Origin of the sequence: Mycobacterium sp. (assembly GCF_004298145.1) — a bacterium.
Classification (GTDB): Bacteria; Actinomycetota; Actinomycetes; order Mycobacteriales; family Mycobacteriaceae; genus Mycobacterium.
The window spans coordinates 65,294-79,690 of the sequence record NZ_SCRH01000033.1 but is presented as its reverse complement, the minus strand read 5'-3'; the positions used below and the strand labels follow the sequence as shown (position 1 = coordinate 79,690).

General features: G+C 67.4%; 18 protein-coding genes. 5 read left to right on the top strand and 13 right to left on the bottom strand.

What is annotated here, in order from left to right; all coding sequences use genetic code 11:
- Nucleotides 1-2: 2 nt before the first annotated feature.
- The gene (locus tag EPN51_RS12860) at nucleotides 3-854 is read right to left on the bottom strand and encodes an LLM class F420-dependent oxidoreductase (RefSeq protein WP_293042851.1); all 852 of its coding nucleotides are present in this window, start codon (nucleotides 852-854) and stop codon (nucleotides 3-5) included.
- A 51-nt stretch (nucleotides 855-905) separates the two neighbouring features.
- Between EPN51_RS12860 and EPN51_RS12855 the strand changes: the two genes are divergently transcribed.
- Nucleotides 906-1,346, top strand: a complete 441-nt coding sequence (locus EPN51_RS12855) for a hypothetical protein (RefSeq protein WP_293042847.1) — start codon at nucleotides 906-908, stop codon at nucleotides 1,344-1,346.
- Nucleotides 1,347-1,422: 76 nt separating this feature from the next.
- The gene (locus EPN51_RS12850) at nucleotides 1,423-2,430 is read left to right on the top strand and encodes a PHP domain-containing protein (RefSeq protein ID WP_293042844.1); all 1,008 of its coding nucleotides are present in this window, start codon (nucleotides 1,423-1,425) and stop codon (nucleotides 2,428-2,430) included.
- Between the two features lie 86 nt (nucleotides 2,431-2,516).
- Here EPN51_RS12850 and EPN51_RS12845 read toward each other — a convergent pair whose 3' ends face one another.
- The 3 genes from EPN51_RS12845 to EPN51_RS12835 form a co-directional block, all read right to left on the bottom strand.
- Nucleotides 2,517-2,819 (bottom strand): hypothetical protein, encoded by a 303-nt coding sequence (locus EPN51_RS12845; protein WP_293042842.1) that lies wholly within the window; start codon nucleotides 2,817-2,819, stop codon nucleotides 2,517-2,519.
- 176 nt (nucleotides 2,820-2,995) lie between these two features.
- Entirely contained in the window at nucleotides 2,996-4,201 is a 1,206-nt protein-coding gene (dinB, locus tag EPN51_RS12840) for a DNA polymerase IV (protein ID WP_293042840.1), read from the bottom strand.
- 23 nt (nucleotides 4,202-4,224) lie between these two features.
- Nucleotides 4,225-4,866 carry a TetR/AcrR family transcriptional regulator gene (locus EPN51_RS12835; RefSeq protein WP_293042838.1) on the bottom strand — a complete coding sequence of 214 codons (642 nt, stop codon included), beginning with the start codon at nucleotides 4,864-4,866 and terminating at the stop codon, nucleotides 4,225-4,227.
- A gap of 76 nt (nucleotides 4,867-4,942) precedes the next feature.
- Between EPN51_RS12835 and EPN51_RS12830 the strand changes: the two genes are divergently transcribed.
- Nucleotides 4,943-6,412, top strand: a complete 1,470-nt coding sequence (locus EPN51_RS12830; protein ID WP_293042836.1) for an NAD(P)/FAD-dependent oxidoreductase — start codon at nucleotides 4,943-4,945, stop codon at nucleotides 6,410-6,412.
- On the opposite strand, the gene rraA is transcribed toward EPN51_RS12830, so the two are convergent.
- The 9 genes from rraA to EPN51_RS12785 all read right to left on the bottom strand — a co-directional run bounded on the left by rraA (nucleotide 6,409) and on the right by EPN51_RS12785 (nucleotide 12,031).
- A complete protein-coding gene (gene rraA, locus EPN51_RS12825; protein WP_293042834.1) occupies nucleotides 6,409-6,894 on the bottom strand; it encodes a ribonuclease E activity regulator RraA in 486 nt (161 codons plus the stop codon). The genes EPN51_RS12830 and rraA overlap by 4 nt on opposite strands.
- Before the next feature lie 26 nt (nucleotides 6,895-6,920).
- The gene (locus EPN51_RS12820; protein WP_293042832.1) at nucleotides 6,921-7,337 is read right to left on the bottom strand and encodes a nucleoid-structuring protein H-NS; all 417 of its coding nucleotides are present in this window, start codon (nucleotides 7,335-7,337) and stop codon (nucleotides 6,921-6,923) included.
- Between the two features lie 108 nt (nucleotides 7,338-7,445).
- A complete protein-coding gene (locus EPN51_RS12815) occupies nucleotides 7,446-7,943 on the bottom strand; it encodes a copper resistance CopC family protein (protein ID WP_293042830.1) in 498 nt (165 codons plus the stop codon).
- Nucleotides 7,940-8,581 carry a YcnI family protein gene (locus tag EPN51_RS12810; RefSeq protein ID WP_293042829.1) on the bottom strand — a complete coding sequence of 214 codons (642 nt, stop codon included), beginning with the start codon at nucleotides 8,579-8,581 and terminating at the stop codon, nucleotides 7,940-7,942. The genes EPN51_RS12815 and EPN51_RS12810 overlap by 4 nt, the downstream gene beginning before the upstream one ends.
- Nucleotides 8,582-8,609: 28 nt before the next feature.
- The gene (locus EPN51_RS12805; RefSeq protein ID WP_293042827.1) at nucleotides 8,610-9,266 is read right to left on the bottom strand and encodes a DUF6474 family protein; all 657 of its coding nucleotides are present in this window, start codon (nucleotides 9,264-9,266) and stop codon (nucleotides 8,610-8,612) included.
- 153 nt (nucleotides 9,267-9,419) lie between these two features.
- Nucleotides 9,420-9,818 (bottom strand): transcriptional regulator, encoded by a 399-nt coding sequence (locus EPN51_RS12800; protein WP_293042825.1) that lies wholly within the window; start codon nucleotides 9,816-9,818, stop codon nucleotides 9,420-9,422.
- A gap of 554 nt (nucleotides 9,819-10,372) precedes the next feature.
- Nucleotides 10,373-10,906 (bottom strand): peptidase, encoded by a 534-nt coding sequence (locus EPN51_RS12795; protein ID WP_293042824.1) that lies wholly within the window; start codon nucleotides 10,904-10,906, stop codon nucleotides 10,373-10,375.
- Between the two features lie 195 nt (nucleotides 10,907-11,101).
- On the bottom strand, nucleotides 11,102-11,725 hold the full coding sequence (locus EPN51_RS12790; protein WP_293042822.1) for a superoxide dismutase: 624 nt from the start codon (nucleotides 11,723-11,725) through the stop codon (nucleotides 11,102-11,104).
- A 150-nt stretch (nucleotides 11,726-11,875) separates the two neighbouring features.
- Entirely contained in the window at nucleotides 11,876-12,031 is a 156-nt protein-coding gene (locus EPN51_RS12785; RefSeq protein WP_293042821.1) for a hypothetical protein, read from the bottom strand.
- Between the two features lie 491 nt (nucleotides 12,032-12,522).
- Here EPN51_RS12785 and EPN51_RS12780 point away from each other — a divergent pair, with 491 nt between their 5' ends.
- Together EPN51_RS12780 and EPN51_RS12775 are read left to right on the top strand one after the other, a co-directional pair.
- Nucleotides 12,523-13,560 carry a DUF4328 domain-containing protein gene (locus EPN51_RS12780; protein ID WP_293042820.1) on the top strand — a complete coding sequence of 346 codons (1,038 nt, stop codon included), beginning with the start codon at nucleotides 12,523-12,525 and terminating at the stop codon, nucleotides 13,558-13,560.
- 4 nt (nucleotides 13,561-13,564) lie between these two features.
- A complete protein-coding gene (locus EPN51_RS12775) occupies nucleotides 13,565-14,389 on the top strand; it encodes a glycerophosphodiester phosphodiesterase (protein ID WP_293042818.1) in 825 nt (274 codons plus the stop codon).
- Nucleotides 14,390-14,397: the final 8 nt, after the last annotated feature.

Below are 14,397 nucleotides of genomic sequence, written 5' to 3'. Positions count from 1 at the left end.
CGTCATCGGTCCCATAACCCCGAGTCGCGGATCGCCTCGGCGAGCGGCTCCAGCACGGCCGGGTCGTGGGGCGGGGGAAGGTAGACGATGCCCAGATCCAGCCCTTCGGCGGCGAGTCCGGCCGCGTCCTCGACGACCTTCCCGTAGTCGAGATCCGGGTCCAGGCGCAGGTGGGCCGAGAGCGTGATCTCCTTCGGATCGCGGCCGATGTCCGCGCAGTGCGAGGCGAGCACGTCACGCTTGCGGGCGAAAACGTCGGGCGGACCGCCGGCGAAGTTCCAGTGCTGCGCATAGCGGGCGGTGATCCGCAGCGTGCGCTTCTCCCCGCTGCCGCCGATGCAGATCGGCGGGTGCGGCCGCTGCGGACCCTTGGGCTCGTTGCGGGCGCCCTTGAGCCGGTAGAACCTGCCGTCGAAGTCGGTTGTTTCGTCGCTGAGCAGGCCGGTCAGCACCTCGCACGCTTCCTCGAAGCGGTCGAAACGTTCCTTGATGCTGCCCAGCTCGATGCCGTAGGCGCCGGATTCCTCTTCGTTCCAGCCGGCGCCGATCCCCAGCTCGAGTCGCCCGTTCGAAATGATGTCTAGGGTGGCCGCCATGTTGGCCAGCACCGCGGGGTGGCGGTAGTGGATCCCGGTGACCAAGGTGCCCAGCCGCAACCGGTCGGTGGCCTGTGCCAGCGCCGTCAGCGTCGTCCAACCCTCCAGGCATGGCCCGCTGCTGTCGGAAAAGATCGGATAGAAGTGGTCGAAGGTCCACCCGGATTCATACACGTCGATGTCGTCGGCCACCTGCCAGACGGCCAGCATTTGTGCCCAGGTGGTGTTTTGCGGAGAAGTCTTGAACGCGAAGCGCATCTCGGGGACGTTAGTCGGCCTTTATGAAGGGCAACTAAACTTGACCGCGCTATGACTACCGTTTGCAGTTCCCTCGGCATCGACACCAAGATCACCCTGCTGGCGGCGGGCCTGATCTTCCTGCTCGCGCTCGTTCTCGGCGTATGGAAATACCGCGGCATGATCACCTCCGACAACCACCTCGCGCATCCCTACGTCGACATCGCCCACCGGGCGGCGCTGCTGTACTCGTTCGCGACGCTGCTGCTCGCGGCCTTCGTGCAATACAGCGCCTGGCCGGTGTGGGTGAACCTGACGGCGTCGGGCGTGGTGGTCTTCTTCTTCGTGTCGGCCATCGCGGCCTACATAAACCACGGAGCGCGGCGCGACACCGTCAACCAATTCGAGAACGCCGACGGGCGACTCAGGCTGGCGATGGTGTTGTTGATCGTCGGTGAGATCGGCGGGTTCAGCGTGCTGCTCGTCGGGTTCATCGTCGGCCAACTGCTGTAATACGCGGGGGTGTGGCGGTGACCTGTGGCGCCCGGCTTCGCCGCGCTTGCAGTCACCGGGTGGGCACACTGGAGTCATGGATCCGGTAGCGGCACTGCGGCAGATCGCCTACTACAAGGACCGGAGCCGCCACGACCCCAGGCGGGTGATGGCCTATCGCAACGCCGCCGACATCATCGAGGGCCTCGACGACGCGGCGCGGGAACGCCACGGCCAGGCCAACAGCTGGCAGTCGTTGCCGGGCATCGGCCCCAAAACCGCCAAGGTCATCGACCAGGCCTGGTCGGGTCAAGAACCCGACCTGCTGGTCGAACTCCGTTCCACCGCAGAGGATCTCGGTGGCGGCGACATCCGGTCCGCGCTGCGTGGCGATCTGCATCTGCACTCGAACTGGTCGGACGGCTCGGCGCCCATCGAGGAGATGATGGCCGCCGCGGCGGCGCTGGGCCACGAATACTGCGCGCTGACCGACCATTCGCCGCGGCTGACCATCGCCAACGGTCTCTCGCCGGAGCGGTTACGCAAGCAGCTCGACGTGATCGACGGGCTACAGGAGAAGTTCGCGCCGATGCGCATCCTCACCGGGATCGAGGTGGACATCCTCGACGACGGCAGCCTGGATCAAGAGCCCGAACTGCTGGAGCGCCTCGACGTCGTGGTGGCCAGCGTGCACTCCAAGTTGTCGATGGATTCCGCCGCGATGACCCGGCGCATGCTGCGCGCGGTGGAGAACCCGCACGCGGACGTGCTCGGGCACTGCACCGGCCGGCTGGTGTCCGGAAACCGCGGCATCCGGCCGGAATCCAAGTTCGACGCCGAGGCGGTGTTCACCGCATGCCGCGAGCGCGGCACCGCGGTGGAGATCAACTCCCGGCCCGAGCGGCGCGACCCGCCGACGCGTCTGCTCAACCTGGCGCTGGAGATCGGTTGCGTGTTCAGCATCGACACCGACGCCCATGCGCCCGGACAGCTGGATTTTCTCGGTTACGGCGCCCAGCGCGCGCTGGACGCGGGCGTTCCCGCCGACCGGATCGTGAACACCTGGACAGCCGAGCGGCTGCTGGAGTGGACGGGGCCCAACTAAAACCGAAAGTCGTAGTAGACCGCGAACTCTGGGGAATGGCGCGTCGAGACAGCTCCGCGCGGCAGGTGCTCGCCAGGTCGAGCGAGTTAGTGCTCGTCGTAATGGTCGCCGTGAGCGGCGTGCCGACAACCATCGTGGATGTAGTCGACGTGGTCGCCGTGCGGGACCGCGACATGCCCGCAGCCCTCGCCGTGGGCGTGGGCGTGGCTCTCATGGACCACGTGCCCAGAGGAGGACTCACATTCGTCGTAGTGACCGTCATGCTTTCGATGAAGGTGACCGTCATGTACATAGTCGACGTGATCGCCGTGCGGGACCGCGACATGCCCGCAGCCTTCCCCGTGGGCGTGATCATGGCCAGGGTGCTGAGTGTGTGTTTCGGTTCCCATGGTCGCCACCACCTTCCGGCTCGCTTCACCCAAATACTAGTCGCGGCAAGGCCACGGAAGAAGACTCTGAAGAGGCCCATGGCCGAATGCAGGGAAGTTGCGGCCGTGTCGCCCGCTCGCGCGGCCGGTGCAGCTCGCACTATCGCCTGCTCGCGTGCCGGGGGTAGTGGACGACCTCAGTCGGGCAAATGCGGCATTTCGAAGCCCGGATTGCGGCCGACCAGCACCGCGGGCGTGAGCGCGGATTTGCCATAGCGACTTCGAACCCGGTCGATCGCCTCGTCGACGGCGAGCCGGCCGGCGTCCGCGCCGAACGGCAGCATCAGCTGCTGGGCGCCACTGCGGTCGATGCCCGCCACGGCGAAGCCGACCAGCGTCAAACCGCGCTGCGCGAGCATCGGCGCGGCACCGGCGACCAGCTGCCGCGCGGCGGCCAGAATGGACGCCGTGGACGACGTGGCCCGCGGCATGGTGTGCGACCGGGTTGCCCGGGTGAAATCGTCGAAGCGCAGCCGCAGCACCACGGTGCGGCCGGTGCGGCCGGCGGCGCGCATGCGACCCGTGATGCGGTCGATCAGGTTGACCACCACGGTGTCAATCTCGTTGGGCGACATGGTGTTACCGGATCTGCCCAGCGCCCGCTGGGCGCCGACGGAGCGGCGACGAACGTCGGTGGTGACCCGGCGGCGGTCGATATTGCGGGACAGCGCATACAGCTGGCGGCCCATCGCGCCGCCCACCATCAAGCCCAGCGCCGACTCACTGAGCTCGGCGACATCGGCAACGGTCACGATGCCGTGTGCGTGCAGCTTCTCGGCCGTCACCGCGCCCACACCCCACAGCCGGCGCACCGGCAGTGGTCGCAAAAACGTCAACTCCCGATCGGGCGGCACCAGCAGCAGCCCGTCGGGCTTGGCCTCCTGGCTGGCGACCTTGGCGAGAAACTTCGTCCGGGCGATCCCGACGGTGATCGGCAGCCCGACCCGGTCGCGCACGTCGGCGCGCAACCGCTCGGCGATCGCCGCCGGCGTGCCGCTGACCCGGCGCAGCCCGCCGACGTCGAGGAAGGCCTCGTCCACCGACAGCGCCTCCACGATCGGGGTGCAATCACGGAACACCTCGAAGACGGCGTCACTGGCGCGGCTGTAGGCGCTCATCCGCGGCGGCACCACCACCGCGGCCGGGCACAGCCGCCGTGCCTGCGCCCCGCCCATCGCCGTGCGAACGCCGTAGGCCTTGGCTTCGTAACTCGCGGCCAGGACCACCCCGCCGCCGACGATCACCGGGCGGCCGCGCAGTGTCGGGTCGTCGCGCTGCTCGACGGACGCGTAGAAGGAATCGAGGTCTGCGTGCAGGATGGAAGCGTCACTCCGCACGAACATATGTTCGCATACGGCTCTGACAGCTAGCGGGATTCGCCGTAGATACTGCTGACCCAGATGTGGGTGAGGGTGTCGACGACGTGGTCCTCGTCGACCGCGGGTGTCTCGGCGGAGAGCGCGGCCATCATGCTGCGCTCGTTCATCTGGTTCAGCGAGGTGGCGAGGTCGGCGGCGGGAATGGTGTCGGGTGCGGCGCCGCGCTCGCGTTCCGCCGTGATCATGGCCGCCGTCTGGTCGATCCACTTCTGCATGAACCCCGACCACACCGACCGCAACTCCGCGCTGGTGGCCAGCGCCTCGGTCGCAGCGCGAGCCAGCGGGCGGTGCGAGCTGAAGGCGGTGAAGAACGCCTTGATCCCGTTGCGCCACACCCGTCGCGGGTCGGCCGGCAGCCGCTGCACAGCGCCGTCGAACTCGGCGTCGGCGCGCGCGATGACCGGCTCGAGCAGCGACAGCACCACCGCCTCTTTGGACTTGAAATAGAAGTAGAACGTGGGCCGGGACAGGCCGGCACCCTTGGCCAGGTCGTCGACCGAGATGCCGGCGAACGGTCGCGTCTCGAGCAGCCGCTCGGCGGTGGCGAGGATGGCATGCTCACGCTCGTCGCCCGAGGGGCGGATGGCGCGACGGCCCCGCAGGGCGCGAGTCTGGCCGACGGAAGTCACGGTCGCGACTTTACACCCTGTCGAGATTATCAACACCCTGTTGACCCACTCGACACCGCGTTGATAACGTGGTGGCATGACTGAGCACCTTGACGTCCTCATCGTGGGCGCCGGCATCTCCGGCGTGAGCGCGGCCTGGCACCTGCAGGAACGCTGCCCGACAAAGAGCTACGCCATCCTCGAACGCCGCGCCGACCTCGGCGGCACCTGGGACCTCTTCAAATACCCGGGTATCCGATCCGACTCGGACATGTTCACCCTCGGCTTCCGGTTCAAGCCCTGGCGTTCGGCGAAGTCGATCGCCGACGGCGCGTCGATCAAGGCCTACATCAAGGAGGCCGCGGTCGAGAACCGGATCGAGCCGCGCATCCGCTACAACCACCGGGTGGTGGCCGCCGACTGGTCCGACGCGGACAACCGCTGGACGCTGACCGTCGAAAACGAAGGCCGCCAGAGCGAGATGACGTGCTCGTTCCTGTTCGCCTGCACCGGCTACTACAACTACGACGAGGGGTTCTCGCCCACCTTCCCGGGCTCGGACGACTTCGGCGGCACCATCGTCCATCCGCAGCACTGGCCGGAGGACCTCGACTACGCGGGCAAGCGAATCGTCGTCATCGGATCCGGCGCCACCGCGATCACCCTGATTCCCGCCCTGGTGAACTCCGGCGCGGGTCACGTGACGATGCTGCAGCGCTCGCCGACCTACATCGGCTCGCTGCCCGGGGTCGACCCCTTCGCCGAGAAGGCCAACCGGCTGCTACCGGGGCGCCTCGCGCACATGGCCAACCGCTGGAAGGCCATCGCGTTCAGCACTTTCCAGTACCAGCTGTCCCGCAAGGCCCCCGCCTACATGCGCAAGACGTTGATGACGATGGCGCAGCGGCGCCTGCCGCAGGGCTACGACGTCGAAAAGCACTTCGGCCCGCGCTACAACGTCTGGGACGAGCGGTTGTGCCTGGCGCCCGACGGCGACTTCTTCCGGACCATTCGGCACGGCAAGGCCGACGTCGTCACCGACACCATCGACCGGTTCACCAAGACCGGCATCAAGCTCACCTCGGGCGAGGAGTTGCCGGCCGACATCATCGTCACCGCAACGGGGTTGAACATGCAGTTGCTGGGTGGGGTGAAGCCGACCCGCAACGGTGAGGACATCGACCTGACCTCGTTGATGACCTACAAGGGCCTGATGTTCTCGGGTGTGCCGAACTTCGCCATCACCTTCGGATACACGAACGCGTCCTGGACGCTGAAGGCCGACCTGGTCTCCGAATTCGTGTGCCGGTTGCTGAATCACATGGACGCCAAGGGTTTTGACTTTGTGGAGCCGCAGCACCCGGGCGACGACGTCGACGAGCTGCCGTTCATGGACTTCACTCCCGGATACTTCCGGCGTTCGATGCACTTGCTGCCCAAGTCGGGGTCGCGGGCGCCGTGGCGGCTCAAGCAGAACTACGTCGTCGACATGCGCACCATCCGGCGCGGCAAGGTCGACGACGAGGGCCTGAAGTTCGCGAAAAAGCCCGCGCCGGTAGCGGTTTAGCGGTCCTCGGCGACGACGACGATCCCGTCGTCGTCGCTGTAGGCGATTTCGCCCGGCACGAACGTCACACCGCCCAGGGTGACCTCGACGTCGCGGTCGCCGGCACCGGTCTTGGTGCTCTTGCGAGGATTGGTGCCCAGCGCCTTGATGCCGATGTCCATGCCCCGCAGTGCGGCGCAGTCACGCACCGCACCGTTGATGATGAGCCCGGCCCAGCCGTTGGAGCGCGCGAGCTCGGCGATGACGTCGCCGACCAGCGCTGCATGCAGCGAGCCGGCACCGTCGACCACCAACACCCCACCGTCACCCGGCTCCGAGAGCACCGACTTCAGCAGCGCGTTGTCCTGAAAGCAGCGCACGGTGCTGATCGGCCCGGCGAATTCGGCCCGACCGCCGAGCTGGCGGAATTGCACGTCGCAGCTGCGCACGTCGGGACCGATGCTGTCGACGATGTCGGCGGTCGGCCGGAATGACACCGTCACTTCTGACACGGTAGCCGCCTACGCGCTCAGCGGCGGCGCAGCTGGCGGATGAGCAGGACGGCCAGCAGGCTGACGGCCAGGGCAACGATCAGCGGCACCGGGGATTGACCCACTGCGGGGCCCGCAACAGCGGGAGAGACCGGGTTGTTGGCGGCGTCCACGGTGGACTTCGCTTGTGCGGCGGCATCTTTGGCGGCAGCAGTGAGGTCACCATTGGTTTCGACCCGCTGTTGCACGGTGGGCGCGGGTTCGGCGTTCTTGGCCGGCGCCTTTTTCGCGGGAGCCTTTTTGGCGGGCGCCTTTTTCGCGGGAGCCTTTTTAGCAGGCGCCTTTTTGGCGGGCGCTTTCGCGGTCTTTTTCGCCGCCTTGGCGGGGGGTTTCTTTTCCGGCGGATTGCCGGCACCGTCGGGCGCGCTGTTGGTTGGGTCCTGCGGGTCTGCCATGCGGCCGCTCCTTGAGCTTCCTCTGTCGTCGTTTCCCTAGCTCACCGGGATCTCGCCCCATCATGCCAGGACGTGTCACGGCACCTCGATCACCGGTCGCCGCACCGATCACCGCCTGCGCCGCACCGCCCACCAGGCACCGCCGGCGACGAGCGCCACCGCGACCGCAACGAACGGCCAGACGGGGACATCGCCGCCGTCACCGCCGGCGGCGGCCGGCCCGGGTGTACCGGCGCCGGGCACCGTGAGCTGAAACGACCAGGAGCCGGACACCGCGTGGCCGTCCGCGGAGGTCACCCGGTAGTTCACCGTGTACGTGCCGGCCGGCCCCAGTGGACCTAGGGCGATGCTGACCACCGCGCCTTGCACGGTGGGCTCGCCCGTGGACCACACGTTGCCGTCCGGCCCGACCACCGTCATCGCGGCGAAGGTGGTCTCCAACCGCTCGTTGAAGGTTGCGCTGACCCGTTGCGGGCCGGTCGTCAGGACCGCATTGACCGCGGGGTCGGTGGCAACCCGCGTGGCGTGCGCTGACGCGACCGGCGCGGTGAGCGTGGCAATGACGACCATGGCGCTGACGCACGCGCCCACCGCCAACCGTTTCATGGCCGTCGGCGGATCAAGACGATCGCGATACCCAGCGCGGCGATCACCAGAGCGGCGCCACCCAACAGTCGAGCGGTGCTGTCGGCCTGGCCGGGCGTCGCATGGTGCAGGTGGGGCGCCGCCGGTCCGCCGACAAGGGTGAGCATGGGCGCCGGGTGTTCCGGCTCGCCGCCGTCGGGCAGCGGCGGCTGATCCCATTTCACGACCGTTCCGTCGGCGTAGGTCTGCGTGGCCGGGAAGCTGACGGTGTCGGCGTCGGGCAACTTGACGGACAACCGGAACAGCGCGAATTGGTCCGCGGCGATCCCCCCGGTGGGGGCGGCCGTCCATGTCACCGAGCGGACCGCACCGGACGCCGCGTCGCGGTCGAGGCTGGCCGCCCAGCCCGGCATGCTTTCGGTGCGGGCCGATGCGACGTTGGGAAGGGTGACGGTCAGCGCGGTGGTGGCGGCCCCGGTGTTCGATTCGTTGGGCACCTGGAAGGTGACGAGGGCCATGGCGCCGCGCACCGCATTGTCGGCGCCGGCGTGGACGTGTGCCCGGGCGGCGGGGGTCTGTACCGCCGATCCGAGAGTGAGGACGACGACCGCGCCAACCGTGACGAGGATGCGCGAGATCCACCTGCTGTGGACTGACATTGCGGGGGGTTGCCTTTCGTGCGGGCGGTCAGCTCAACCCGAGGCGGGCCATCAGGTCCGCCTCGATCCCTTCGAGCTGCGACGAGATCGCGGCGTGCGCCGCCCGGCGTCGCGCGGCGGGCAGATTCTCCGCGGCGGTCACCGCCGCCGACAGATCGGTGAGCCGTTCGGCGATGGCGCCCACGAACTGCTTTGTCTCGGCGTCCTTGGGCTTCTTGTCCTGCACCATCCGCAACGACTTTTCCGCCCCGGCGATTCGGGCCGACAGCTGGGCACCCTGTCCGGAGAACTGGCCGATCTGAGCCGGCGGAATCCCGAGCTGATCCGCGCGGCGCTGATCGATCAGCGCGCGCGCCGAGACGGCTAAGCGGTAGATCACCGGCGTGAGGATGGGCGCGAGCAGCCGCGACACCGTGAGCACGCGACGGATCCGTGTCGGCGAAAAGATCTTGCCCTCCCGTGCCGCCTTGAGTTGGACCTCAGCGACTTTCAACGCAGTGCGGTCACTGTCGCGCTGCGCCTTGATCTGAGCCTTGAGCGCCTTGTTCTCCGCCCGTTGCGCGGATTTGGCGCGGCGAACCTCGTTTTTCGCGGCCAGCTTGGCCTCGAGCTTCGCGCGGGCCTTCATCGCGCGGGCTTCAGCGCGACGCGTCGCACGGCTCTTTCGCTTGCCGAACAGGCCCATTCCCGGCCGCCTCCCGGTATCTCGCTGGCAATCGTTGTCTCACGTTCGCGCGGTTCGCGATCCGTGAGCCAACCCTAATCGGAATAGGCGGGCGGCAGCCCCCCAGGGCTGGCCAGACGGCGCCGGAAGGCTGCTGTCAGGCTTGGGCGGCCGCTAGGCGTCCAGGTGCTCCACGCGGCGCAGCTCGTTGACCCGCGCCATGACCTCGCGCTGGGCCTCGGGAGACAGCTCCGCCGTGCGCACCGCGATGCGGCGCACACTGTCGTCGCGCGTCGTGGCCAGCCACGACAATTCCTTGTCGAGCTTCTCGTAGTACTCGTCGTCGGTGAAGTAGGCCGGCTTGATGCGGAAGAAGTTGGCCAACGCGGCCATGGTCGCCGAGGACGGGTTGGTGCGGTTGCCGGAACGCAGCTGGGACAGGTAGGGAGCCGACATCGTTACGCCCTCCGCCTTGAGCGCCCCGATCACTTCCGCGGATGTGTGCGGCCCGCGTCCGGGCGGATACACCGTGTCGAACAGGCGGTTCAGGCGAGCAGCGAACGTCGTGCTCATTGATATGACCTCCACGGGGCTGTAGAAGTGAACTATTACCTAAGTGTATTTGCTGATCATGGTAGCGACGCTTGGTAAGGGTAACCAGGTGCAAACCCCAAAAGATTCCCGGCCCGCATAGCTGACCCTCACCATCTCCCCACTTGACGAGCGTCTAACTGATTCGCTGGAGTGTCCACCAAATCCATGGAACTCACAGGCTACCCGCAGAATTGGACACCCGTCCCGAAGTGGCGGGCGGGCGTCCTCGTGGGGGACGCGGTGAGCACCCGGGCGGTGCAGGGTGATTGCACCGCAACGGGCCGGTAAGCCGGCCCGATCTCGCACACCATTTGCTGCCGTGCGCGAAACAAGACCGGGGAGGGCGCGACGAAACCCCGCGGCCGCCTGGCGGACACCGATGGTCGAGGGGTCGTTAACTTAGCCGGCGCGGGGGGCGGACTTGTCGCTCGTCTCCGCGAGCGCGAGGGACGACGCCACCGTCGGGACCGCGAATCACCGTTCGCGCACCCTGACACCTCGGATTCGAGTGCGGAACTCGTTTCCGGGTTTCGTCATGCGGCGAGAAGCATCGCCAGAATTGCCGTGTCGGGATGGCTGATCGGGTCGACGCCCACCCGGCTCACCATCGAGGTGATGGTGCCGTCGGCCTCTGCTTCCACCCAAGCCGCGCGGTGTTCCAGCCCGAGATAGGGCAGTCCGGGTAGCAATACGCATCCCGATGCCGCGCCCGTGCACTCGGGCAGCGACGGCGTGGTTTCCGACGGCGGATGCAGCATGAGCAGTGCCGGGGGCTGATGGTCTGCGAAATATCCTGGCTGGATTGCCGATTCACCGAAAACCGTGCCCTCGGCCAGCACCAGGCCAACCATGCCCGGCTCGGGTTCGTCGGGCAATTCCTCGCGGGCGCCGAACACCGTTGTGGTGGAGAGTAATCCGGGCAAAGACGCGATCCTTACCGCGACCATCAGTAGCTGGGCCCACTCTTTCGTCGAATCGGGCCAACGCCCGGAGATCACGAACCCCTTCAGGGCGCCACGAGAATGGAACGGGGAAACCCCGATAGGTCGATCCGACCCAGTTTCCATCTCGACCTCCGCGCGACGCCTCCGCTTGGAATAACCACACTGGTAGCCCGAATAATTAAGAATGCCTGCGGATTAGGCCCCGTGCAACACGACACGGTGAGCGTCGCGGATCTTCACACATAGCCGATTCGGGGCCAGACAAACGACTGGGGCGCCGCGCAATCCGCGCGACGCCCCAGCCGACCGAAATGAAAGTCAGCCGAAAATCAGGCCCTGGGTTTTCGAGGTCGCAGCCGCGTACCGCTTCTGCACGTCTGCCCAGTTGACGACGTTCCAGAACGCCTTGACGTAGTCCGCCTTGACGTTCTTGTACTGCAGGTAGAAAGCGTGCTCCCACATGTCCACCTGCAGCAGCGGAATGATGCCGAGCGGAACGTTGGCCTGCTGGTCGTAGAGCTGGAAGGTCAGCAGCCTGCCGCCGAGGGTCTCATAGCCCAGCACAGCCCAGCCCGACCCCTGCAGGCCGTTGGCGGCCGCGCTGAACTGCGCGCGGAACCGGTCGAAGGATCCGAATGCGTCGTCGATTGCGGCGGCCAATTCGCCGGTCGGCTTGTCGCCGCCGTCCGGCGACAGGTTCTTCCACCAGATCGAGTGGTTGACGTGGCCGCCCAGGTGGAATGCCAGGTTCTTTTCGTTCAGGAAGATCGCGGCGTGATCCTCGTTGGCACGGGCCTCTTCGAGCTTGGACAGAGCGTCGTTCACGCCTTTGACGTATGCGGCGTGGTGCTTACTGTGGTGGATCTCGTTGATCTGACCTGAGATGTGCGGTTCCAACGCTGCGTAGTCCCAGTCCAAGTCGGGCAGGGTGTATTCAGCCACGGCGTTCCTTTCTTCGATTATCGTCTTGACGCTCAGTCGTGCGGGGCGCCTCACGGCGGCCGACCGCTATCAACCCTGCTCTATGACCGCGCGCACCGCAAGAACGACCCCCCGTTGAGGCCGCTAGGCGGATACCCGCTCGGGGTCAATTCAGAACAAGACGATGACCGCGAGCACCGCCAGCAAGACCAGTGCGATCAATCCGGCGCGCAGCGCCGCGATGCTGTAGCTGTGATTCCACGCGGGCGAGCCGCAATACGACTTCGATGGGGCCGGTGAACCCGAACCGAACGAATGCGTGGTCATCAATCGCCTTCCACCCCCGGTTCACCTCGCGTTAGTGAGGTGAGTCACAAACACTTTTCGCGAACGCGATCATAGCGCTTTGTGACGGGGTTGAGAAATAGCGCGCTGAGCTGCGGTTTATTGAGAACCGGCTGGGTACGGGGGCTCACGGCGACAGGAGCGGGACTGGGCGGGCGGGGTGCTGCGGCGCCGGTGCTTAGCAAGGCAATGCATTTCGCTCAACTACCCGGGTTGGGCTGTCTATGACATGCGTAAAACACCGGGATGTTATCCACAGTTAGACCACCGTTTGGCGCCAGAGGCTGTAGCGATGGATTTCCATCCCTCCCGGGCACCTGTGGATAAACCTGTGGAAACTGTGGATAGCCTGCAAGCGCCGAATACGTTGCCCAACCCCTGGAGCGGTGGTCGATACCTGGCGCTGCGCGGCCCGCGTCGTCGCGGCGGCGGGGCTGGATCGCACCGCCCCCGCGCGGCGCTAGTCTGGTCCGGTGATCCAGGTGTGCTCCCAGTGCGGCACCCGCTGGAACGTGCGCGACCGGCAACGCGAGTGGTGTCCCCGCTGCCGCGGCGCCCTCATGGCGCCCCTATCGGAGTCGCCACCCGCCGACCCGCGATGGGGCACCGCGCTCCCGGCCGGACCGCAACGGAGTCCGGGGTGGCAGCGCACGCCACCCCGGCTGCCGCCCGGCTATCGCTGGGTCGCGGTGCGTCCCGGCGCCGCGCCGCCGGCCAGACACGGCCGGCGCCCCCTCGGACCCACACCGCGCTACCCGGTGATGCCGCGCTGGGGTTTGGCGGACCGCGTCGAGCACGCGCCCGCAGTTGCCGAAGCGCCCGCGCCACCGGGGCCCTCGGCCCAGCTCATCCGCACCACGTCATTCGTGAGCGTGCTGGTCCTCAGCATTGCCGCCCTCGTCTACGTCGTCCGCTATGTGCTCCTGGTGATCAACCGGAACACGTTGCTGAACTCGTGGGTGGCCATCGGCGCCGACTGGCTCGGCGTGCTCGCCAGCGTGGGCGCGGCCGCGGCGGTGATCGCCTCCGGCGTGGTGCTGATCCGGTGGATGATCGCGCGGCGCGCCGCCGTGTTCGCCCATCACGGCCTGCCCGAGCCGCGCTCCGCGCGGGCGCTGTGGGCCGGCTGCATCGCGCCGCTGGCCAATCTGCTGTGGGCCCCGGTGTACGTGATCGAGCTGGCGCTGCTCGAAGACCACTTTGCCCGGCTGCGCAGGCCCATCCTTCAGTGGCGGATCGCGTGGGTCTGCAGTTACGCCGTATCCGTGTCCGCGATCGCGACCAGCTTCGTCACCGACGCCCAGGGCATCGCCAACAACACCGTCCTGATGGTCGTCGCCTACCTGTTCGCGGCCGCCGCCTTGGCCGCCGCCACGCGCATTTTCGAGGGATTCCAGCGCAAACCCGTCGCGCGGCCCGCGCACCGCTGGGTCATGGTTCCCGACGACGGGGCCGCGGCGCCGGCTTCGGCCGGCCCAGTTGAGTTAGGTCGGCAGGAACCGGCAGCATAGGGATATGACGTGGGCCGACGAGGTGCTCGCCGGGCACCCTTATGTCGTCGCCCACCGCGGCGCTTCGGCGGCGCGCCCCGAACACACGCTGGCCGCCTACGACCTTGCCCTCAAAGAGGGCGCCGACGGCGTGGAATGCGATGTGCGGTTGACCCGCGACGGCCATCTCGTGTGCGTGCACGATCGCCGGCTGGACCGGACCTCGACCGGAGCCGGCCTGGTCAGCACGATGACCCTCGCTCAGCTGCGCGAGCTGGAGTACGGGGAGTGGCACGACAGCTGGCGCGAGGACGGCGCCCACGGCGATACCAGTTTGCTGACCCTGGATGCGCTGGTTTCGCTGGTGCTGGACTGGCATCGGCCGGTGAAGCTTTTCATCGAAACCAAGCACCCCGTCCGGTACGGCTCACTGGTGGAGACCAAACTTCTGGCGCTGCTGCACCGTTTCGGCATCGCCGCACCCGCCTCCGCCGACCGTTCCCGCGCGGTGGTGATGTCGTTCTCGGCGTCCGCGATTTGGCGGATCCGGCGGGCCGCGCCGCTACTGCCCACGGTGCTGCTGGGCAAGACCGCTCGCTACCTGACCAGTGGTGCGCCCACCGCCGTCGGCGCCACCGCCGTCGGGCCTTCGCTGCTGACGTTGAAGGAATATCCCCAACTGGCCGACCGCGCCATCGCCCAGGGCAGGGCGGTCTACTGCTGGAACGTCGACGACTACGACGACATCGATTTCTGCCGCGACGTCGGCGTGGCCTGGCTGGCCACTCACCACCCGGGCCGCACCAAGGCCTGGCTGCGGGGCGACTCCGCGGGCCAGGTCAGCATCTAGTTCGACCG

Bases quoted from the DNA above. Each gene is read 5' to 3' on its own strand.
- EPN51_RS12785 (WP_293042821.1), bottom strand. From the start codon at position 12,031: ATGACCACGCATTCGTTCGGTTCGGGTTCACCGGCCCCATCGAAGTCG.
- EPN51_RS12850 (WP_293042844.1), top strand. From the start codon at position 1,423: ATGGATCCGGTAGCGGCACTGCGGCAGATCGCCTACTACAAGGACCGG.
- dinB (WP_293042840.1), bottom strand. From the start codon at position 4,201: ATGTTCGTGCGGAGTGACGCTTCCATCCTGCACGCAGACCTCGATTCC.
- EPN51_RS12795 (WP_293042824.1), bottom strand. From the start codon at position 10,906: ATGGAAACTGGGTCGGATCGACCTATCGGGGTTTCCCCGTTCCATTCT.
- EPN51_RS12775 (WP_293042818.1), top strand. From the start codon at position 13,565: ATGACGTGGGCCGACGAGGTGCTCGCCGGGCACCCTTATGTCGTCGCC.
- EPN51_RS12830 (WP_293042836.1), top strand. From the start codon at position 4,943: ATGACTGAGCACCTTGACGTCCTCATCGTGGGCGCCGGCATCTCCGGC.
- EPN51_RS12800 (WP_293042825.1), bottom strand. From the start codon at position 9,818: ATGAGCACGACGTTCGCTGCTCGCCTGAACCGCCTGTTCGACACGGTG.
- EPN51_RS12855 (WP_293042847.1), top strand. From the start codon at position 906: ATGACTACCGTTTGCAGTTCCCTCGGCATCGACACCAAGATCACCCTG.
- EPN51_RS12820 (WP_293042832.1), bottom strand. From the start codon at position 7,337: ATGGCAGACCCGCAGGACCCAACCAACAGCGCGCCCGACGGTGCCGGC.
- EPN51_RS12860 (WP_293042851.1), bottom strand. From the start codon at position 854: ATGCGCTTCGCGTTCAAGACTTCTCCGCAAAACACCACCTGGGCACAA.
- EPN51_RS12810 (WP_293042829.1), bottom strand. From the start codon at position 8,581: ATGTCAGTCCACAGCAGGTGGATCTCGCGCATCCTCGTCACGGTTGGC.
- EPN51_RS12805 (WP_293042827.1), bottom strand. From the start codon at position 9,266: ATGGGCCTGTTCGGCAAGCGAAAGAGCCGTGCGACGCGTCGCGCTGAA.
- EPN51_RS12845 (WP_293042842.1), bottom strand. From the start codon at position 2,819: ATGGGAACCGAAACACACACTCAGCACCCTGGCCATGATCACGCCCAC.
- EPN51_RS12815 (WP_293042830.1), bottom strand. From the start codon at position 7,943: ATGAAACGGTTGGCGGTGGGCGCGTGCGTCAGCGCCATGGTCGTCATT.